General features: G+C 71.2%; 15 protein-coding genes. 7 read left to right on the top strand and 8 right to left on the bottom strand.

The features are described 5' to 3' along the window. Nucleotides 1-233: 233 nt before the first annotated feature. Entirely contained in the window at nucleotides 234-1085 is an 852-nt protein-coding gene (locus J2X68_RS23315) for a slipin family protein (protein ID WP_310434490.1), read from the top strand. Between the two features lie 665 nt (nucleotides 1086-1750). After that, nucleotides 1751-2239 carry a DUF5994 family protein gene (locus tag J2X68_RS23310; RefSeq protein ID WP_310434489.1) on the top strand — a complete coding sequence of 163 codons (489 nt, stop codon included), beginning with the start codon at nucleotides 1751-1753 and terminating at the stop codon, nucleotides 2237-2239. A 264-nt stretch (nucleotides 2240-2503) separates the two neighbouring features. On the opposite strand, the gene J2X68_RS23305 is transcribed toward J2X68_RS23310, so the two are convergent. The 4 genes from J2X68_RS23305 to J2X68_RS23290 all read right to left on the bottom strand — a co-directional run bounded on the left by J2X68_RS23305 (nucleotide 2504) and on the right by J2X68_RS23290 (nucleotide 7401). Continuing rightward, nucleotides 2504-3517: an EcsC family protein gene (locus tag J2X68_RS23305; protein ID WP_310434488.1), complete on the bottom strand. Its 1014-nt coding sequence runs from the start codon at nucleotides 3515-3517 to the stop codon at nucleotides 2504-2506. Between the two features lie 213 nt (nucleotides 3518-3730). After that, complete coding sequence (locus J2X68_RS23300) at nucleotides 3731-5623, bottom strand: DUF2075 domain-containing protein (protein ID WP_310434487.1); 1893 nt, start codon at nucleotides 5621-5623, stop codon at nucleotides 3731-3733. 348 nt (nucleotides 5624-5971) lie between these two features. Next, nucleotides 5972-6301 carry a hypothetical protein gene (locus J2X68_RS23295; RefSeq protein WP_310434486.1) on the bottom strand — a complete coding sequence of 110 codons (330 nt, stop codon included), beginning with the start codon at nucleotides 6299-6301 and terminating at the stop codon, nucleotides 5972-5974. 260 nt (nucleotides 6302-6561) lie between these two features. Next, nucleotides 6562-7401 (bottom strand): endonuclease/exonuclease/phosphatase family protein, encoded by an 840-nt coding sequence (locus J2X68_RS23290; protein ID WP_310434485.1) that lies wholly within the window; start codon nucleotides 7399-7401, stop codon nucleotides 6562-6564. 400 nt (nucleotides 7402-7801) lie between these two features. Between J2X68_RS23290 and J2X68_RS23285 the strand changes: the two genes are divergently transcribed. Continuing rightward, complete coding sequence (locus tag J2X68_RS23285) at nucleotides 7802-8251, top strand: spore-associated protein (protein WP_310434484.1); 450 nt, start codon at nucleotides 7802-7804, stop codon at nucleotides 8249-8251. 370 nt (nucleotides 8252-8621) lie between these two features. Here the strand turns inward: J2X68_RS23285 and J2X68_RS23280 are convergent, their stop codons facing one another. After that, the gene (locus J2X68_RS23280) at nucleotides 8622-10568 is read right to left on the bottom strand and encodes an SMI1/KNR4 family protein (protein ID WP_310434483.1); all 1947 of its coding nucleotides are present in this window, start codon (nucleotides 10566-10568) and stop codon (nucleotides 8622-8624) included. A 384-nt stretch (nucleotides 10569-10952) separates the two neighbouring features. Here J2X68_RS23280 and J2X68_RS23275 point away from each other — a divergent pair, with 384 nt between their 5' ends. The 3 genes from J2X68_RS23275 to J2X68_RS23265 all read left to right on the top strand — a co-directional run bounded on the left by J2X68_RS23275 (nucleotide 10953) and on the right by J2X68_RS23265 (nucleotide 14356). After that, nucleotides 10953-11483, top strand: a complete 531-nt coding sequence (locus J2X68_RS23275; protein WP_310434482.1) for a hypothetical protein — start codon at nucleotides 10953-10955, stop codon at nucleotides 11481-11483. A gap of 339 nt (nucleotides 11484-11822) precedes the next feature. Then, entirely contained in the window at nucleotides 11823-13247 is a 1425-nt protein-coding gene (locus J2X68_RS23270; protein WP_310434481.1) for an RICIN domain-containing protein, read from the top strand. A 164-nt stretch (nucleotides 13248-13411) separates the two neighbouring features. Next, the gene (locus J2X68_RS23265; RefSeq protein ID WP_310434480.1) at nucleotides 13412-14356 is read left to right on the top strand and encodes a YihY/virulence factor BrkB family protein; all 945 of its coding nucleotides are present in this window, start codon (nucleotides 13412-13414) and stop codon (nucleotides 14354-14356) included. A 282-nt stretch (nucleotides 14357-14638) separates the two neighbouring features. Here J2X68_RS23265 and J2X68_RS23260 read toward each other — a convergent pair whose 3' ends face one another. Next, nucleotides 14639-15298, bottom strand: coding sequence for a fasciclin domain-containing protein (locus J2X68_RS23260; RefSeq protein WP_310434479.1), 660 nt, complete (start codon nucleotides 15296-15298; stop codon nucleotides 14639-14641). Nucleotides 15299-15404: 106 nt separating this feature from the next. Then, complete coding sequence (locus J2X68_RS23255; RefSeq protein WP_310434478.1) at nucleotides 15405-17051, bottom strand: sulfite oxidase; 1647 nt, start codon at nucleotides 17049-17051, stop codon at nucleotides 15405-15407. A 224-nt stretch (nucleotides 17052-17275) separates the two neighbouring features. On the opposite strand from J2X68_RS23255, the gene J2X68_RS23250 reads away from it, so the two are divergent. Further along, nucleotides 17276-18145 (top strand): SCO6745 family protein, encoded by an 870-nt coding sequence (locus tag J2X68_RS23250; protein ID WP_310434477.1) that lies wholly within the window; start codon nucleotides 17276-17278, stop codon nucleotides 18143-18145. 57 nt (nucleotides 18146-18202) lie between these two features. On the opposite strand, the gene J2X68_RS23245 is transcribed toward J2X68_RS23250, so the two are convergent. Then, nucleotides 18203-20083 (bottom strand): ABC transporter ATP-binding protein, encoded by a 1881-nt coding sequence (locus tag J2X68_RS23245; RefSeq protein ID WP_310434626.1) that lies wholly within the window; start codon nucleotides 20081-20083, stop codon nucleotides 18203-18205. Nucleotides 20084-20320: the final 237 nt, after the last annotated feature.

The following is a 20320-nucleotide window of genomic DNA, read 5'->3' as shown; positions in this document are numbered from 1 at the left end:
GGGGCCGTTCGGCCCAAGCGGCAGCCGCGCGCGACGAGGGATGCTGGGCGTACGGCGGGTCCGCGACCGGTACCGCGACCCGCGCCCCCCGCTCGAAGTGACAGCGCGGCTCTCACGGCGGCCCAGGCGCATGGACAGCGTGCCGGCGCCCCGCGGCTCACGCACCGCCGCTCCATCCCCGTCCCCGGGACCTCGCGCGGCAACGACGTGGTCCTCCTCCTGAGGAGCAGCACATGGGAGTCATGATCTTCATCCTGGTCGTCGTCGCGGTTCTTGTCGCCGTGGTGCTGGCGATGGCCGTGAAAATCGTCAAGCAGTACGAGCAGGGAGTGCTGTTCCGATTCGGCCGCCTGGCGGGCACCCGGAATCCGGGGCTGCGGCTCATCATCCCCTTCGTCGACGTCCTGCACCGGGTGTCGCTGCGGATCGTCACCATGCCCATCCAGTCCCAGGGCATCATCACCCGGGACAACGTGAGCGTGGACGTGTCGGCGGTCGCCTATTTCCGGGTGGTCGACGCGGTGAAGTCGGTCATCGCGGTCGAGAACGTGAACGCGGCCATCAACCAGATCGCCCAGACCACCCTGCGCAAGGTCGTCGGGCAGCACACCCTCGACGAGACGCTCTCCGAGACCGACCGCATCAACCTCGACATCCGCGAGATCCTCGACGTCGCCACCGTCGAATGGGGCGTGGAGGTCACCCTGGTCGAACTCAAGGACATCCAACTGCCCGACAGCATGAAGCGGGCGATGGCCCGCCAGGCCGAGGCCGAGCGGGAGAAGCGAGCGAAGATCATCAACGCGCAGGGCGAGTCCCTGGCCGCCGCCGCGCTCGGCGAAGCCTCCGACACCATGATGGCCCACCCGCTGGCCCTCCAGCTGCGCAACCTGCAGAGCCTGGTGGAGATCGCCGTGGACAAGAACAGCACGGTCGTCTTCCCCGCCCCCCTCATGAGCACCATCGGCGAACTCGGCGCCTTCCTCGCCCGGGAGACGGCATCGGCCGCCACCCAGGCGCTGCCCACCGACCTCACCAAGCCGATACCCGCCCCCGCACCGAACGGCGTGCCCGAGACCGTGTGACCGTCGTACTCGCAGAGGGGCTGCCCGGCCACGCATCACGGCCGGGCGGCTCCTCTGCGACCGTCGACCCGTGGGCGAACGAACGCGCCGAACGACTGCCGGTACGAGGCGACAGGCACCGCCGGCGGCGGCGCGGCGACGGCCGGGGTCACCGGCCGGGTGGACCCCAGGCCTCGCGCAGAAGGGCAGCCAGGACGAGGACGATCGCCGCGGCGCCGTACGCCACCGACGCCGTCGCGTCCAGGAATGGGGTCGCGTCGCAGATGAGGTCGGCTGCACGTGCGGGCCGACGAGGCCCCTCGGGGGCGGGGGGACCTCTGGGGAAATGGCGTACGACCGCCGCCGGGCCGGAATCTGCGCACCGCGACCCGCTGGACGCCCTGGACACGGCCCGGGGCGGCGCAGCCTTGTCCGGGGAGACAGGCGTCTGCGTGTCCCTGGCCCGGCCCTCGCAGCCCCTGGCCAGGGACATTCCCACGTCCGCAGGCTTCCGCCCGGTGCGGGGCGGGCGTTCCGTGGTGACGTGCTGACCCGACAGGGACGGAGTTCGTGGGGAGTAGGCTGCAGTCACCGAGGGCATGACGTGCGCCGGTTCCGTGCCGACGCCGTTTTCGGCGAACAGCGATGCCGGGCCGGTGGACCATGCCCGGAGGCGGGTTCACCTCATGGAACCGACTGCTGATCAATCCGCGACGAACGCGAGGAGTCTCTCCCCCTCGTCGCCGCCGGTCCGGCTTTCGCTGGCGCCGTACCAAGCCGTCCTGGGCGGATGCGACGGCGCGTGGTGGCCGTACTCCTACCGTCTCGTCGACGAACTGGCCGTTCTGGTGGTAGCTATGGACGGGGTGGGCGTCATCACCAGGGTCCTTCTGGGGATCGAGCCGTGGCCGGACCTCCCGCACCGGATCTCCGTCCGTGGGCACTCCGTCACCGCAGGGTGGTTGACGTCCGGTCAGGAGAAGAACGTGATCGTGCTCTGCTCCTATCTCGAAGGGTTCCGAAGCTTGCTCGTCATTCCGCCCGCGATGCCGACCGACGCTGCCGTCCGGCTGATGAACTCGCCCGTTCCGGTCGACGGCAGCCGCAGCGCCACGGAACTGCTGGCGATCGCGACGGCTCGCTCCGAAGTGGTACTCGTCGGCGATCCGCTGTGAGCCGGTCGCCCGGAGACGCCGGGCCTTGCCGCAAGGCAGGGTCCACCGTCGTCAGGATCACCCGACTCACGCGGTCGCCGACGGCATGCGCTCCGCGATCGTCCGGGTCGCCGCATCCCCCGTTTCGCTCATGGAGAGGTGCCGGTTCACTCGGGGTCTCCGGCGGCGGCGATGCCGGACGGCAGTCGTCCGACGCCGGAGTGCACCAGTCCGTCCGCAGGAGGGGACCCGCGGAGGCTGCATGGTGGAGCCGCTGGCCATCGCTCACGGGGCGTCCGTCGAAAGGTCCTCGTCCCGGTCGGTCGCCAGTGCGGCCGGCAGCGGCAGCCCGTACTTGTCGCACAGGAATCGGGTCTGGCTGTACCGCTGGGCGTCGGCGGCCACTCTGCCGAGGACCGCGGAATTCATCCCGGCGCCGATGAGGACGCCCACGAACGGCACGACCTTGGCGACGTTCTTCACCGGCACCCTGGAGCCGGCCGGGCCCAGCTGCTGCATCAGCTTCTCGAGGGCGGCCAGGAGGCGGTGGTCCTGACGGAGCTTCTGTGACCAGTTCACGCGCCCTTTGACCGCGTTCGCCGCTCGTGCCGTCTCACGCAACGGCTTGGCCTTGGCCGCCTGCGCCATGAATGACCGCTGTACCAGGCGTTGGATGAAGTCCAGTTCCTTGGGGTCTTTGGCGTCGTAGCCGTAGGAGTACGCGATGCGCGACGCGATCGACGTGCTCAGGACCTGGACGACGAGGATGTCCGCTGTCATCGCGACAGGGATACCGGCGACGGGAACCATCGCCAGCAGGCCCATGGCACCGCCCTCGAACGCGCCGGCGGTGCGCCACCTCAAGGTGTTGCGGGACAGCAGCCTGTCGCAGACCTTGAGGTCCTGCTGCCTCAGTTCGGTGAAGCTGTCGAGGCCGAAGCCTTGCTTGCGGGCGAGATTCTCGACGTTCTTCGGGTCGTTGAGTTCCATGGCCCAGTCGTTGACCAGCTCGAGCATCGCCGCCGCGCCTGCGAGCGCCGGTCGCATGGCCTTGTCGGCGACAGCGTCGCCTGCGCGACGGATCGGTTCCGCGACCGCCTCCGGCACCGCCTCAGTGACCCGTCTCGCCGCGTTTCCCGCGGCCTCACCGGTACGACCGAGCGCGGTACTCGCCCAATTCGGCAGACCACGGCGGTTGTTGCGTCGCTGCCAGTGCTCGTTGAGCGTGTCCCACACCTGCCCCTCGTACTCGCTCATCGGGGTTGCACCGTCGACGAGCGGGTCGGTGTAGATGCTCATGAGGATTCTCCACTTCGAAGGTGACCGCGGGGTCCCCGATGCCTGCCAGCCGACATCGGGGCGAAGCGCAGTGCGGGGACGGACGAAGTCAACCGCACAAAACACCTTCGGATCACCGAAAATCCACATTCCCTACGAGCTGAGTCGACCGACGCCGCCCGCTACGGCGACCGAGCACACGCCCGGCAACTTCTCCCGCCGCGCAGTCCCCTGTCAGGCCTGTACCCGAGCCGACTCCCGCGCTGAACCGCCGGCGAGTTCCACCAGTTTCGCCCGCGTCTCCGAGTCGGTCGAGCAGACGACCGTGCCGACCATGCCCCGGGTCAGCAGCACCTTGTAGGTGTTGCGGATCAGACGGTCCACGTCGGCGTCGGAGGTGGAACGCCTGAACACCGGATCCTTGGAAGCCTTGCGGTCGGTGACCCAGCGGTCACCGCGCCACAGCAGATCGGGGCCGATGATGACGCCGGACCAGTCGTACTCGAAGCCCTGGGCGGTGTAGACGCACCCGACCTGGCCGAAGCCGGCCGGGTCGGTGGCCCACAGGGCAGCCGGAGGCGCTCCGGAGACGGAGCGGTCGCCGCGCAGGTTCCAGGGGCGGGCCCAGTCGCCGATGACGACGTCGGGCGGCAGCGGCTCGCCGGGCCTCGGCTCCGGCGACCAGCGCCAGCAGTAACCGGCGGACATGCGCGCGCCGTAGCCCTGGGCTCGCCTCGCCTCCAGGAACGCCTCCATCTCCCGAGGGCTCTCGGCCACCCGCAGCTGCATGCGGCCGTCGGGCTCCCAGGCGACCGGTCCACCGGGCTCCAGACCGAGGAGTCGGACCACCCAGCGCAGGTAGGCGTCACTGCCACCGCAGCGGAACTGGCTGTCCAGGGGGACGACGTGGCACGGGATGTCCCGCTTCGCCGCGGCCTCCTTGATCTCGGCGACGGTGCCCATCTCACCGGGACGCACGACCTGGTGCTCGTCGAGGAAGAAGACGGGCACATAGGCGACGTCCAGGAGTTCGTCCACCTGGGCCCTGCCGGTCCGGTGCTCGGCGCGGGTGTAGCGGTTGGCCGAGGTCTCCCGGATGCGGTGGGCCTCGTCGCAGATGAGAGCGCCCAGGCTGTTCTTCTCGGCGTTCATGAAGCTGTTGAAGTACTTGAAGAGATCCTGGACTTCCCGTTTGCGGGCCCCGGCGATCTTCCGCATCGTCTTGGTGAAGGACTGGGAGCCGGTGGCGTGCAGTGCCGGTACGCCGCGGCGATACAGCTCTCCGAGGAGCTGGAGGGCGATCACGCTCTTACCGGTGCCGGGGCCTCCTGTGACGATGACGACTTCCTTGCGGTCGGCGTTCTTCGCCTTCTGTACCGCGTTGAGCACCATCCGGTACGCGACCTGCTGCTCGTCGAGAAGCACGAACTGCGTGCGTTCCCGCACTTCTTCGGCGGCGACGGACATCAACTGCTTCGACGGTACGGCGACCCCCGCGCACAGTTCGTCCGCCGCCTCGGCCCCCGGGCGCTCGTCGCTCAGCCTCGAACGGAGATGATCGAGAAAGGCGCCCCGGCGCTCCCCGGTGAAGAGCAGGCCGTGGCCATCACGCTCGATCTCCCTCAGCCCGGTCACACCGAACTCGGTGGCGTTGTGCAGGAACGCCACCCCGTTGACCCGGTGGCCGTGGTCGGCCACCGCACCGTTGAAGTTGACGAGGTACTCGCAGTAGCGGCGTACCTGCTCGATCGGGTTGAGGACCGGGTGGGCGTAGGCGTCGACATGGCAGAGGGTGGGGTCGTCCTCGTGGGGAAGGGCTTGGCTCCACTGCTTCAGTTCCACCACGACATACGACGGCTCCCCCGTGACCGGATGGATACCGGCGAGGACGACGTCGGCGCGCTTGCTGTTCAGCGGAAGCGCGTACTCCAGCATGACCTCCACATCGCCCAGGCCCGCGTCGTGGAGCGCGGCGGCGAGCACGGGGATGCTGCGCTCCCAGGAGCGCACCTCCGAGGTACCGGGCCGGTAGCCGTGCATGTGGACGAAATTGTCGGTGAGGTGCAGGAACAGTGAACCGTCGAGCGCCATGACGGCGACCGTTTTCGCGGACGCGCGGAACAACAAGGACTTCCCCCGGGCAGCACGAAGAGACTCGTGCGGGTGGGGGCGTGTCCTTCGAAACTCCACCAGGGTGGAGCGGAAGCCCGTCGGGCCGCGCTGACAACCAGTCGAGGGTACCCGGCAGCACTGACAACCCTTGGCGGAGGGCGTACTCGGCGTCGTACGGCTGGGCCATCACGTCGACCGGTGCCATGCCGCCGGGCCAGTGGCCGCTGCAGACACACCTGCAGTCGACCGTCGTCGGGATCTGGGAATTGCCCTATGTCGGGGGCCCGGCAAGCCCCCGGCGGGCGTCGTAGTGGGTGGGCGGTGCCGGGAGACCGATCGGAACCCCTCGGCGGTGCCCGCCGTTCAGGGGGCGGCGATCCAGCGTCGGACGGCCTCGTTGACGGTGTCGTCGAGGGTGCTCAACGCCTCCACGGCGTGCAGGTCCCCTGGCGCGGGGGCGACTCCCGCTCGGATCAGCGCCGCGTGCAGTTCCAGGCGGCGCAGGTCGGCCGGGGCGATCGCCGAGGGCAGCGACCGGCTCGGCTCGGGAGCAGGCCACGGCTCCTCGGCCGCGCGTCCCTGGGGCGGCACGCGCCAGTCCTCGTCCCCCCACTGCTCTCCGGATTCCGTGCCGCTCAGGGTCGTCTGCGCGTCGAAGCCGACGCGGTAGGGGTCCAGGATCAACTCAGGCACGGTCACAGCGGTCGGAGAGTACTTCCACTCCTGCATACAACCTCCAGCCATGGGCGTTCACTTGGTGTCCAGGAGTGGTCCGGCCCGGTCGGCAGTTGCAGGACGGGAGGCGAACCACCCGAACGCCCCCAAACCCATCTCTTCACACCACCGCGCCTTGCCTTCCGGCAGAACCCCCAGGATTCCTGTGTCCTCCGCCGGCAGCGCGGATCGTCGGCTCCAAGGCGCGGCACACCAATCGGGCCGGCCGGGACGTCCGTCTATGTGGTGTCCAGGTCTGCCTGCAGAAGGTGGTGGTCCGAGTAACGGCTCGGATGCACCCGGTGCTCGAGCGGGACGATGCCTCGCAGGAAGATGTAGTCGAACTTGCTCTGCCAGTCGGTGGTCGGCTTGCACGCGTCGATGAGCGAGGGACCGCACCGGGGGTCCACGTCCGCTGCCAGTTTCCATATCCGGGAGAGTTCGGAAGCCGTCGGCACGGCGTTGAAGTCGCCGAGAACGATCGCGCGCTTGTGCCGGGTGATCTCAGCGGCGAGTACGCGGGTCTGGTCGGCCCGGACGTCTTCTTGACGTCGTTCGGCGAGGTGCGTGTTGAAGACGCGCAGGCGTTCGCCGCCCACGGTGGTGGTGACCGCCATGTACCCGCGGTCCTCGGATCCGCCGTCGGGATACTCCACGCTGACGGGGTCCGTCATGGGTGCCGCCGAGAGAATCGCCTCACCGTAGGCCCCGGGATTCCACGGCACTCCCCCGCAACGGCCCCAACTCTGAAGAACCGTCCCGTACTCGACGTGGTAGACGAGCCCGTGGCGACTCTCCAGATCGTCCCGGATCTTCTCGACGTCCCGCACGCACGCCTCCTGCAGGCCGATGACCTGGGGTGCGTACGCGGCGATCTCCGCCGCCTGGTCGACGCTGCTCTCCTCGCAGGGGTTGCAGATGTTCCACGTCATGACGCGGTTCGGAACGACGTCCCCGGCGGCTTCGGCGGGCACCGACGTGCCGGAGGGGGGCCCGCTCGGCGCTCTGGAGCCCACGAGCACTACGCAGGTCACGATCAGGGCGCCGGTGAACACACGCATGCCCCTACCGAGCACCATCGCCTCCTCACACGGAAAGTCCTTGGCATCCGACGTCTCCACCTACGAGGTTATGGGACGCGGCTGTCAGCCACACAAGCACGACGCCGCATCTCATCATGCTCGGACGCGCCCAGGCTCTCGCCGATCCAGCGCTTTCGGGCGGGTCGATGAACACCGTGCTCGCGCCCGCCTCGCTGCCCGCACGGCACCGGCGGTCCCCTCATCCCCCGCCTCGACCGTAGAGCCGTACCCGCCTACCTGGCACGCATCGCTCATTCGTCACCGGTTGCGTTCCAACTCGGCCAATCGCGACGCGAGTTATGACTGAAAACACCAGTAACTCCGGCACAACCATCCGAAGGGTCAGCCCGTCACATAAGGCAGGAGCAACCAACTCCTAAGCACACAAGGGGGAAATATGCGCTTCACTCATTCCATCCTGGGCGCCGCCGCGCTGGCCGCTCTGGCGGTGGGGGCCACCACCGCTCTGGCGGCACCCGCCTCCGCCGTACCCAACACCACCCCGCAGAAGGTCTGCGGAAGCGGCTACAAGACCGTGAACTCCGCGCCCGTCGGCTCGTTGGGCACCGTCTACCTCGCCTACAACTCCACCAACGGCAACAACTGCGTCGTCACCATCCGCAACAACCCCGGCGCCGCAGTGGACATGTCCGCCTGGATCTACGTCCCCGACACCAACGAGGGCGACGACGACTACGGGCGCTACACCTCGTACGCAGGGCCGTCCTACGTCATCGGCAAGGGCCACTGCGTCGACTGGGGCGGCGGCATCGCCAACACCTACGTCCAGGTGACCGGCTCCAACTGCGGCTCCCTGAAGGAACAGCGGACCACCTACACCCGCTGACCCGGCCGACCCGCCCTCCCCTGCCGACGGCCGCAACCGCCGCTCGGCACGCCCGGCGACCGCCGCCGGAAGGCGAGGTGGGGGCGGGAACGCACGGAAGGCCGTGACGTCCATCTGCCCTGGCGGAGCCGCTCGGCTCCGCCAGGGCGATCACGTGGGTCCCCTGGGTCCCCCGGGTCCCGCAGGTCCTGACCGGGGGGACCGGAGGTCCCGCGATCAGCCTGAGTGGGGCGGCCATGAGCGGTCGGCTGCGGCGGGCCCGCCGTCCACCCGCGGGCCGCTTTCCGTCCCCGGGCCCGCCCGAATCGACACCGTTCACTGGCGCGTTCAGGCGGGTTCACGCGAGTTCACGTATGAAGGCACGCGGGCGTCAGGGCCCGGGGTGTCCCAAGCTGATGTAGGCGTAGGCGAATCCCTCGCCCTCGCGTGGGGCCCGGGTCCAGGAGCGGGTCGTGAAGGTGGGGAGCCGCCCCTGGGTCAGGGCGAAGCGGGGCAGCGACAGGCCGAGTTCGGTGTGCAGGGCCTGCAGCAGCAGCCGTTCGCAGTCGGGATCCGTGTCCTGCGGAGAGAACAGCCGCGCGGGGTCCAACGCCTCGGGAATCGCGCCGGAGCGCTGGATCTCCGTACCCCGCGCCGTGAACGCGTAGCGCTCCTGGCCCTGTTCGGCCACCGACAGGTGGAACGCGGCCCTGCGCTCGCCCCGGGACGCATGCCTCGGGTCGCACCACACCACCACCGCGCGGCCGGCCGAGGAGGCGGCCGAAGCCGGGGAAACGAACAGCGGGCCCAAGTGGTGGGATCGGCCGTCGAAAGCGAAGGCCCACGCTTCGGCGGTGCGGCCGACGGCCACCAGGGCCCGGTCCTCCCAGAGTTCCACGTCCTCGCGCTCATGGGGCTGCTTGGGTGCGCGCCAGAAGGCTTCGCGCGGGTTTGCGGGCGCGCTCGGTTCGGCGCCCTCCTCGCCTATCAGAGCGGGCAGGCCGGCAGGGTCGATCCCCTCCACCCAGACACAGCGGTATCCGTCGAACGGACGCCGGTTCGCCGCAGGCTCCGTCAGCCAGGTGAGGCCCGGCGGGTCGAGATCGGGCACCGGCTCGGGAGCGGACCCCGCTTCTCCGGACCGCGGCGTCGCAAGGATCTCCCGTCCGCGCTCCGGCGTGATCAGCGGACCCAGGACCGGATCGGCGAGCAGGCCGATCGGGGCGATCAGTGAGGGCCCGGGCGCCTCCCACAGCGGGAGGGCGTCCCGCAGCACCCGCCACCCCGCGTCGGTCGCGCCCCAGCGAGCCGCGTCCCGGGCCGCGGCGACGGCCTCGCCCCAGGGGCCGGGAGGCGCGTAACGGTGGGTGCCGTCCCGCACCGCTCCCAGTACGGCCTCGGCGTCCTCCCGGGCGACGCCTCGGGCGGTCATCATGCCGAGCCAGTGATCGTCCCCGCCCAGCCGCCATGCGCCGCGCGCCGGCTCCATGGCCTCCACCGGCAGAATCTCCGGCAGGTAGCGCGGGTCGGCCGACAGGTTGCCGTGATCCCGGGGAGTGCACGGGGCCAGCAGATGCCGGAGCTGGTTCAGCAGGACGGCGCTGTTCGGCCGACCGAAAGACAGTGCCTCCTCGAGCAGGCGCAGGGCCTCTTCGTGCCGTCCGCGCAGAGCCAGCAGGCGGGCCTCCCGCACGTGGGCGTCCTGTGCGCGTGTGGTCGCGTTGACGAAGTCGGGTCTCGCGGCCCGGTCGGCGTGGAAGCCGCGGTACATGGCCTCCATGTAGGCGCGGAACGACGGGTAACGGTGCGGGAATTCACCGCTCCAGCCTTGGTGGACGTAGAGCGCCCATTCGCCGTCCCGGTCGGTGTCGCCAGGGTCGAGCAGGGCGTGCGACATGTCGGAGTCCGTCTCCAGCCGCAGCGCCCGCTTCCACATCCCGGCCAGCAGGACGTCCTCGGGGCGCGACTTGTCGTCCAGGTTCTGCTCGTACAGCGGAGTCATGTCGTACGGATCGCCGAACCAGCCGATGTCCGCGACACCGCCGAGCTCGTAGATCCCGGCCGCCTGCTCCACGTGCCATCCGTCGCTCACGGCCAGGAACTCCCGGTAGGAAGGCGGCTGTCGCCGCCCCAGCCGCTCCTCGGCGGCCGCGATCGCCGACTCCCGCGCTCCGGGCCTGCCCGGATGGGCGACGGTCCGCCCGCCTTCGCCGCCGTCACCGGCAACGTCCTCGTCGCCGTCATCCGCACCCGGGGCCTCGCCCTCGTCCTCGCGCGGGACCCACTCCTCCTGCCAACGCCTCAGGAAGACGTGCCAGTGGAAAGACTCGTCGCTCATGGCCGGATGGTGTCATCCGGCACTGACAGCGGCGTCCCGAAGCAGCCCCGCCCGTCGGGCGTCGCGGGTCCGCCGTCATGGGTCGCGGGGCGGTGCCCGGGCCGGTGGTCACCGTGCTCGCGGGTCCAAGGGCCTCGTCCGACCGCATAGCGTTCACCGCTAATCCATTGCAACGATCCGGAGGCGGATTCGTTGCGTTAACGATCGGTCATTGCAACGATTTTCGCGCATCTAGCTGCCGATACGCGCATATCGAGCGATTAACTTGTTGCTCAGCAAGTGAATGCAACGTAGCGTTTCCGTATTAGGAAACAGCAAGCTCGCGGCCTCCACCGAGGTCGAGAGTCGCGCGTTTCACGAAGGAGCGATCCCGGGGGGCGGATCATGGATACAGCGCAAGGCCTGCGACAGACGCCACCCGGCGCCTTCGGTACCTTCGCCCGCTTCGTCCTCTGCGGCGGCGGAACAGGGATCGCTTCCAGCTTCGCCGTGGCGGCCCTCGGCTCGTGGATCCCCTGGGCTTTGGCCAACGCCCTGATCACCGTGGCTTCCACGCTCCTCGCCACCGAGCTGCACGCCCGCTTCACCTTCGGTACGGGCGAGCGCGCGACCTGGCGTCAGCATGCGCAGTCGGCCGGTTCCGCGGCGGCCGCGTACGCGGGGACCTGCCTGGCGATGCTCGTCCTGCAGCAACTGGTCGCCGCGCCCGGCACGATGCTCGAGCAGGTCGTCTACTTGTCCGCCTCCGCACTCGCCGGGGCCGCACGGTTCGCGGTGCTGCGTCTCGTCGTCTTCGCACGCAACCGCTCGCAGGTCGCGTCCGCCGACAGCACGGGGCAGACGCTGCCCGTGCCCGTGCCGGTGGTGCGCGCCGGGGCGCCCGCCGGTCAGGCGGTGTTCTGCCGCACCGCCTGACCGCACGGCCCGACCGCACGGCCCGACCGCGCGACCCGACCGCACCGCCCGACCGCTGTCCGGCGGTTCCGGCCGTTCGATCCGGTGCACCACGTGGGAGAGAGACGCCGCTTCCGGGGTCCGTCGTCGCCGCACGGCCTGCCGCCGCTCCCCTGCCCGTGCCCCGCGAACGCGAGGCCCTGCCGGCCGGGTGGGCCGCATCGACGCAGGGTCTGCCGGACGCACCGCTTCGAGGCCCCTCTCACCTGGGTGCTTCCGGGATCGCCGGTGCCCGTCGGGGCAGCTCCGACTGCCCCCACGGCTCCTGACGGACGGTGTTCGCCCCCGTAGCGTCGAGCAGTGAGCATTTGGACTTCCCTCGAACCCTCCTCGGCCACCGTGGATCCCGGTGGCAGTACGACCGTGCGGCTGCGGCTGCGCAACACCGGCGACGTGGTCGACGAGTACCGCTTCGAACCCGTCGGCGGCCTCGCGCCCTGGACCACGGTGGAACCCGCCTCCCTGCGGCTGTTCCCGGGGACGACGGGGACCGTGGAGCTGACGTTCGCGCCGCCGCGCACGCCCGACGCGACGGCCGGCCCGAACCCGTACGCGATCCGGATCACCCCGACCGAGCATCCGGAGGCGACGACGGTCCCCGAGGGGAATCTGACCATCGCCCCCTTCACGGAGGTGCGGGCCGAGCTCGTCCCCCCGACGGTGAAGGGCCGTTTCCGGGGGCGGCCGAAGCTGGCCGTCGACAACCTCGGCAACACCAAGCTGACCGGGTCCCTGAGCGGCAGCGACAACGGGGACCAGCTGTCGTACGACATCCGACCGAGCAACTTCCAGATCGAGCCCGGTCGCGCCGCGTTCGTGAAGGCCACGCTGAAGCCTCGGCAGATCATCTGGTTCGGGTCCAGGACGGAGCGGCCGTACGCCCTCGCGGTGAAGCGGTCGGGGGTGACGCCCCTCACCGTCGAGGGCACCTATGTGCAGCGGAGTTTCATGCCCGGCTGGCTCACCAGGATGTTCGGCGTCCTCCTGGCACTCACGATCGCCCTCGTGATGCTGTGGATCGCCTACAAACCGCAGGTCACGAGCACCGCCCGGGAGTTGCAGGAGGTCGCCGTCAGCACGCTGTCGCCCTCCCCGTCGGCACCCCAGGCGCCGCCTTCGGCACCCGCGGTGTCGGCCCCGGCAGTCGAGTCGGCGGCCCCGCCCGCCGCGTCGGCCCCGGCGCAGGACGGCGGGGGCGGCGGGACGGCGTCGCCACCGGTGAAGAAGAAGACCCCGAGCGTGCTGCCCGCGTCCCGCATCATGCTGCGCAACCCGACCACCAAGATGTGCGCCGCCCTCCCCGCCGACGGCGACACCGATTCCGCGGGCCGGGTGGTGCAGGCCACCTGCGACGAGGACAGCGCCCCCGACCAGCGGTGGAACCTGGAGGTGAAGTACCCGAAGCTGGGGCCCGGCGGCTCGGCGCTCTTCCAGATCCGCAATGTCGAGGACCAGCTGTGCGTGGATCTGCCGGACTACGGCGCCAAGCCCATCAGGTCGCCGATCCTCGAGTACGCCTGCGCCGGGACCACCGCCGACAACCAGCTGTGGTGGCTCGACAAGCAGGACAGCGGCAACTACTGGATCCGCAACTACGCCGGCAACAACGCGTGCCTGGACGTCGCCGGCTACAGCACCGGCGGCAACGGCGCCCACCTCACGCTCTTCACCTGCTCCAACACCGACGACCAGGAGTGGCAGATCATCCGTCCCGCCGATTCCTGAGATGCGGCTCGGCACCGGGTGTGCGGGGGTGGATCCGGGGGAGAGGTGCAGGGACATGAGCACACCGTTCGCAGGGATGATCGCGCGCGTGGCCGAGGGCGCGGCCGCGCCCTCCCCCGCGCGCCTCCGCACGCCCACCGGCCCCCCGACCTGCCGGAGGTGCCGTGTCCGCTGACCCGTACACCGGCGGCACCCACCGCACCCTCCGGCCCCGGCTGCCCGCCGCCTGGTGGCCGGCGCTGCGGCGTACGCCGATGTCCTTGTGGAACGACGACATCACGGACTACGCGGCCGCGCTGACGTACTACGCGATCCTGGCCGTGCTCCCCGCGATGATGGTCACCGTCCTCGCGTTCGGGCTCATCAGCCCGGACACGGCCGAGGGGTTCGTCACGCATGTCACCGCCTACGCCCCGGCCGAGTCCGGCGCCGACCTGCACGCCGTGCTGTCCCGCGCGCTGGGCGCCGACCGTACGGCCTGGCCGCTGCTGGTGGCGGGAGCGGCCAGCGCGCTGTGGTCGGCCTCCAGCTATCTCGCGGTCTTCCGCCGCGCCCTGCACCACATGCACCGGGTCGAGGACCGGCGTTCGCCCTGGCGCAAGGCGCCCCGCATCCTGCTGACCGCCCTCGCTCTGCTGGGACTGCTCCTCGCCGGTTCCCTCGTCCTGTTGCTGACGGGTCCGCTCGCCGAGGCTGCGGGCCGGGTGGTCGGCGTGGACGCGACGGTGACCTTGGCATGGAACGTGCTGCGCTGGCCGCTGTTGCTGTGCCTGGTGGCCCTCCTGGTCGTGGTCGTCTTCCACACCGGCCCGGCCCCGGCCCGGCTGCGCGGGCGGATCCTGCCCGGTGGCGTGCTGGCGGCCGCGCTGTGGCTCTTGGTCTCCGCGGGCTTCGCCTGGTACGCCGCCGGCCTGAACGCGTACAGCAGGCTCTACGGCTCGCTCGCGGGCGTCGTCGTCTTCCTCGTCTGGCTGTGGCTGTCCAACCTCGCCCTGCTGACCGGGGCGCAGTTCGCCGCCGAACTCTCCGGGCCGCACGGTCACGGTCGGGATCAGGATCAGGATCGCGGGCAAGGTGGGGTCACGGGGAACGCGTCCCCCGTGCTCTAGCTCCCCCGGGGGCCGCGGGCCGGGCGCGGCGCCTCGGCCGCGGCACCCACGGCGGCCGCAGTACTCAAGGCTCCCACGCGGCCCCCGCGGACCGGCTGCCGCGGACCGGCTGTCGCCACATCCGCGCCTGCTCCCTGCCGCGCCTGCCCCCTGCTCGTCTCCGTGCAGCCGGTCGTACGGGAAGGACCGGGCCGTGCGCACTGTGCCGTGGGGAGGGCCTGGCGGTACGTGACGACGGCGGCCGCCGGGCGCCGCACGTGGCGCCCGGCGGCCGATGTGCCGTCAGCCGGCGGGCATCAGGACGGTGTCGATGATGTAGACGTTGGCGTTGGCGGTCTTGACGTTGCCGCAGACCACCTTCGCGGAGTCGTTGACGGTGTAGGACTCGCCCGAGCCCGAGGTGGTCAGCTTGGACTTCTCCAGCGTGTCGAAGGAGCCGTTCTCCAGGTCCTTCGGGGCGAGCTTCTGGCCCACCACGTGGTAGGTCAGGATCTTCGTCAACTGGGCCTTGTCGGCGAGGACCTTGTCCAGGGTGGCCTTGGGGATCTTGGCGAAGGCGTCGTTGGTCGGGGCGAACACGGTGATGTTCTGGGCGTTGTTGAGGGTGTCGACCAGGCCGGCCTTCTTCACCGCGGTCACCAGCGTGGACAGGGCCGGGTTGTTGGACGCGGCGGTGGCCACCGGGTCCTGGGCCATCCCGTCGAAGGAGCCTGCCCCGCTCGCGGGCACCGACGAACAGGCGGGGCCGAACGGCTGGTCCGCCATGGCGGTGCTGCCGGCGCCGGCCATGGCGTCGTCGGAGGCGGTCGCCGCCGCCGACGACGTGGCGGAGGAGTCGGCGCTGCTCGCATCGCCGCCGTCGTCCGAGCAGGCGCTCAGCGCGAGCGGCAGTACGGCGGCAGCGGCCACGGTCATGGCGACACGGCGGATACGGGTGTTCATGGTGATTCTCCTGTTGATTGCCGCAGCGGACGCTGCGTTCCTATGGGGGGTGGAAGGGTGGTCGGTGGTCGGGGGCAGTGGCTCGGGGAGGGTGGGCTCGGGGAGGTCAGTCGACGGTGACCACGACGGAGTGCCGGCCGGTCGCGCCGTCGGGAACCGTGCGCGCGCGTCTCTCGGTCTGCACCGCGCCGGTGCGGTCGGTGGCGCGCACGGTGAGGGTGTGGCCGCCCTTCGTGGCCTGCCAGGGGTAGGACCACTGGCGCCAGGTGTCGCGGGAGCCCTCGTCCGCGAGGCGGGCCTCTTCCCACGGGCCGTCGTCGACGCGGACCTCGACCCGGTCGATCCCGCGGTGCTGGGCCCAGGCGACCCCGGCGACCATGACGGTGCCGGCCCGGGGGCGGGCGAAGGGCTTGGGGGTGTCGATGCGGGACTGGGTCTTGACCGGCGCCCTGCGGGCCCAGTCGCGCTTGACCCAGTAGGGGTCGTACGCGTCGAACGTGGTGAGCTCGATGTCCTCGATCCACTTGCAGGCGGAGACGTAGCCGTAGAGGCCGGGCACCACCATGCGGACCGGGAAGCCGTGCGCGAAGGGAAGCGGTTCGCCGTTCATCCCGACGGCGAGCAGGGCGTCGCGGCCGTCCATGACGTCGTCGACCGGACTGCCGATCGTCATGCCGTCCACCGACCGGGCCACCAGCTGGTCGGCGGGCCCGCCCGCGGAGGGAGGCTCGACCCCGCACCCGGCCAGCAGATCGGCCAGCCGTACGCCGATCCAGCGGGCGTTGCCCACGTACGGGCCGCCGACCTCGTTCGACACACAGGTGAGCGTGATGTCGCGCTCCACCAGCTCCCGTCGCAGCAGGTCGTCGAAGGACAGTGTGGCCGGTCGTGCGACGCCTCGGCCGTGGATGCGCAGCCGCCAGGCGGTCGCGTCGACCTTGGGCACCACCAGTGCGGTGTCCACCCGGTAGAAGTCCCGGTTCGGCGTCGTGAAGGAGCTGATCCCGGGGATCCGCAGCTGCGCGCCGCGGGGCACCGAGGGCGCGGGCGAGCCCGGGGCGGGCAGGAGGAGACCGGTGCGGGAGGCGACCGCGTCACGGCCGCTCGCCCCGTTCAGCGTCCGGCCGAGCGCGCCGGCCCCGGCGGACGCTGCCGCGGCCGCGCCCGCCGCGAGCACGAACCCGCGCCGGTCCCACTCAGGCCCGCGGAACGTGTCGCCCTCCGCGGCCCCGTGCCCGCCCGGCATCGGTCCGCGGCTGCTGGTCGGCGCCTCCTCGGACCCTCGGATCCTGAGGCGGCCGACCAGGAGGAACAGGAGCCCCGCCCCGGCGACCGCGCCCACCAGGGAGGGCACGGTGTCGGTCGGGCCGGTGGAATCCGGGCGGCTGATCGCCGCCGCCGCGCCGATGACGCCGAAGAGGAGCACTCCGGCGGATCCGCCGCGCGGGTACTGCAGCGCGAGAACACCCAGAGCGAGCGCGAACAGAGCGAGGACGAAAAGGATTCCGAGCTGGAGGACGAGTTTGTCGTCGGTGCCGAAATTCCGGATCGCCCAGGATTTCACGGCCGCCGGCGTCCGGTCGATCGCCGCGCCCCCGACCGCGATGACCGGACCGGCCTGCGGACGCACCCACCCGGATGCCAGTTCCGCGAAGGCGAGCGCGGCGAATCCCGCGACGGCGCCGCTGAGCGCGCCGAGCGCGGGCCGCAGCCGACTGCGGGAATTTCGCCGGTTCTTCTCGTCGTCCGTCACGTGGGGAATCCGGTCCTGAACGGGGACCGGATTGGTCGATCACCCGATCGGGGAATTTCTTTTTCCGGACCAATCCGCGCCCGTATCGGCGACGGATCAACCTTTATGGGGACGGTGCGGCGAACCGCCCGGACGAGGGCCCTTCACAGCGCCCGCGCGCCGGGCCGCACGACCTCGCGCCACCGCTCTGGCGAAGTTACCGACCGGTCGGTATCGTGCCCGCCATGACCACCGTCGCTCCGGACCCGCGCGCGGGCCGCCACTGTCACAGCACCCTCAACTCGCTGCACGCGACGCACTACTTCTCGCCCGACGTGGGCCGGGAGCTGGGCGCGCTCGGCGTCACCCACCCGCGGGCCGTCAACTTCGCGATCCGGGCGGCCGCGTTGGGTCCCGTAGGGGCGGGTGCGGTGACGGCGACGTTCTACAACTACAAGCACACGCTGGTGGCCCGGTACGTGCCCGCCGTGTGGGAGACGGCCACGCCCGGACAGGTCCTGGCCGCGCGCACGCGCGCCGTCGACACGACGCTGCGCCGCCTCCTCGGCCCGGACGTGATCGCCTCCGCGGAGATGGCGGAGGCGGCGCGGCTCGCCCTGCGCGCCACCGAGGCCTGCTCGCGCGGCGCCCGGCCCCTGTACTCGGCCCACGCCGACCTGCCGGTCCCCGAGGAACCGCACCTGGCGTACTGGCACGCGGCCACCCTGCTGCGTGAGCACCGGGGCGACGGGCACCTGGCCGTGCTGATGGCCGCGGAACTCGACGGCCTGGAGGCCATGGTCACCCACACGGCGACCGGCAAGGGCATGTCGCCGAAGTGGGTGCGCGACACCCGTGGCTGGAGCCGGGAGGACTGGGACGCGGCGGTCGGCCGGCTGCGCGGGCGCGGTCTGCTGGACGAGGACGCGGAGCTGACCGAGCGGGGCCGCGCGCTGCGCCAGGAGATCGAGCGGGAGACGGACCGGCTGGACCGCGCCCCGTACGCGCACCTGGGCGCGGACGGCGTGGCCCGGCTGACCGAGCTCGGCGCCGGCTTCGTGCGCACCGCGCTCGCCGCCGGCGCCTTCCCGGCGGACCTGCTCGCCAAGAGCTGACCCTCGGACGCGACGCGGGGACGGGGCGGACCGTCGGCGGACCGCCCGCGCCTCGTCTCAGCTCACCGCCGCCCCGGTCATGCCCGGCTGGTCGAACTGGGTGCGGTGCAGCTCCGCGTACCGGCCGCCGGCCGCCAGGAGTTCCTCGTGCGTGCCGCGTTCCACGACCCGGCCGGACTCGATGACGAGGATCAGGTCGGCGGCGCGCACGGTCGACAGGCGGTGGGCGATGACGATCGCCGTCCGGTCCGCGAGGGCCTCGGCGAGGGCTTCCTGGACGGCCGCCTCGGACGTGTTGTCGAGGTGCGCGGTCGCCTCGTCCAGGATGACGACCCGCTGGCGGGCCAGCAGCAGCCGGGCGATGGTCATGCGCTGGCGCTCACCGCCGGAGAGCCGGTAGCCGCGTTCCCCGACGACGGTGTCGAGGCCGTCGGGCAAGGAGCGGACGAGGTCGTCGAGGCGGGACCGGCGCAGGGCGTCCCACAGTTCGTCCTCGGTGGCCTCGGGACGGGCCAGCGCGAGGTTCGCGCGGACGCTGTCGTGGAAGAGGTGGCCGTCCTGGGTGACCATGCCGAGGGTGGCCCGCAGCGAGGCCGCGCTCAGGTCCCGGACGTCGACCCCGCCGATCCGGACCGCGCCCGCGTCGACGTCGTACAGGCGCGGCAGGAGCTGGGCGATGGTCGACTTGCCGGCGCCCGAGGAGCCGACGAGGGCGACGGTCCGGCCGGGAGCGGCGTGGAAGGAGACGCCGTGCAGCACCTCGGCGCCGCCGCGGGAGTCGAGCGCGGCGACCTCCTCCAGGGAGGCCAGGGAGACCTTGTCGGCGGACGGGTAGCCGAAGCGGACGTCGTCGAACTCGACGGAGACCGGACCCGGCGGGACCTCACGGGCGTCCGGCTTCTCCTCGATGAGCGGCTTCAGGTCGAGCACCTCGAAGACCCGCTCGAAGCTGACCAGCGCGCTCATCACCTCGACGCGCGCCCCGGCGAGCGAGGTCAGCGGGGCGTACAGGCGGGTCAGCAGCAGGGCGAGGGCGACCACGGCGCCCGGTTCGAGGGCGCCGTCCAGGGCGAGGTGGCCGCCGAGGCCGTAGACCAGGGCGAGGGCCAGGGCGGAGACCAGGGTCAGGGCGGTGATGAACACCGACTGGGCGGTCGCCGTACGGACGCCGATGTCCCGCACGTGGGCGGCCCGGGCCGCGAACTCCGCCGACTCCTCCTCGGGCCGGCCGAACAGCTTGACGAGTGTGGCGCCGGGCGCGGAGAAGCGCTCGGTCATCCGGGTGCCCATCGCCGCGTTGAGCGTGGCCGCCTCGCGCTGCATGCCCGCCATCCGGCTGCCCATCCGCCGGGCCGGGATCACGAAGACCGGCAGCAGGGCCAGCGCCAGGAGGGTGACCTGCCAGGACAGGGTGAGCATGACGGCGAGGGTGAGGACCAGGGTGACCAGGTTGGAGACCACTCCGGAGAGGGTGTTGCTGAAGGCGCGCTGGGCGCCGATCACGTCGTTGTTGAGTCGGGAGACGAGCGCTCCCGTACGGGTACGTGTGAAGAACGCGACCGGCATCCGCTGCACATGATCGAACACGGCCGTGCGCAGATCCAGGATGAGCCCCTCCCCCAGCGTCGCCGAGAGCCTCCTGCCCAGGATGCCGAGCGCCGCCTCCAGCACCGCGATGACCGCGATGAGCAGCGACAGCCGGACGACCGCTCCCGCGTCGCCGTGCGACACGATCGCGTCGACGACCCGGCCGGCGAGGACGGGAGTGGCGACGGCCAGCAGTGCGGTGAGCACCCCCAGCAGGACGAACAGGGCGATCCGGCGGCGGTGCGGGCGGGCGAACGCGCCGATGCGGCGCAATGTCACCCGGTCGAAGGGGCGGCGTTCCTGCCGGGCGTTCATGACGCTGTAAAGCTGCGTCCAGGCGGTGCTCTCCATGCTCATGGGAGTGACCGTAGGACCTCAAGCAACCTTGAGGTCAAGGCTCTCCCCACATCTTCGGCGGCGAAGGACCGGCCGGGGCGTCGGACAGCGGACCAGGCAGAGGATCAGACGAGGGACCCGATGACCGTACGTAATGTTCCGTCCGCGCTTCCGCAACCCGCCGTTGGCGCCGTACGGAGAACCTCTCCGAGTGTGACAGCGGTTCCCGTGCCCCTTCCCCTTCCCGCTCCC

This window comes from Streptomyces sp. 3330 (assembly GCF_031456635.1).
Classification (GTDB): Bacteria; Actinomycetota; Actinomycetes; order Streptomycetales; family Streptomycetaceae; genus Streptomyces.
The sequence above is the reverse complement of the archived record's forward strand: the minus strand, read 5'-3'. Positions and strand labels throughout refer to the sequence as shown.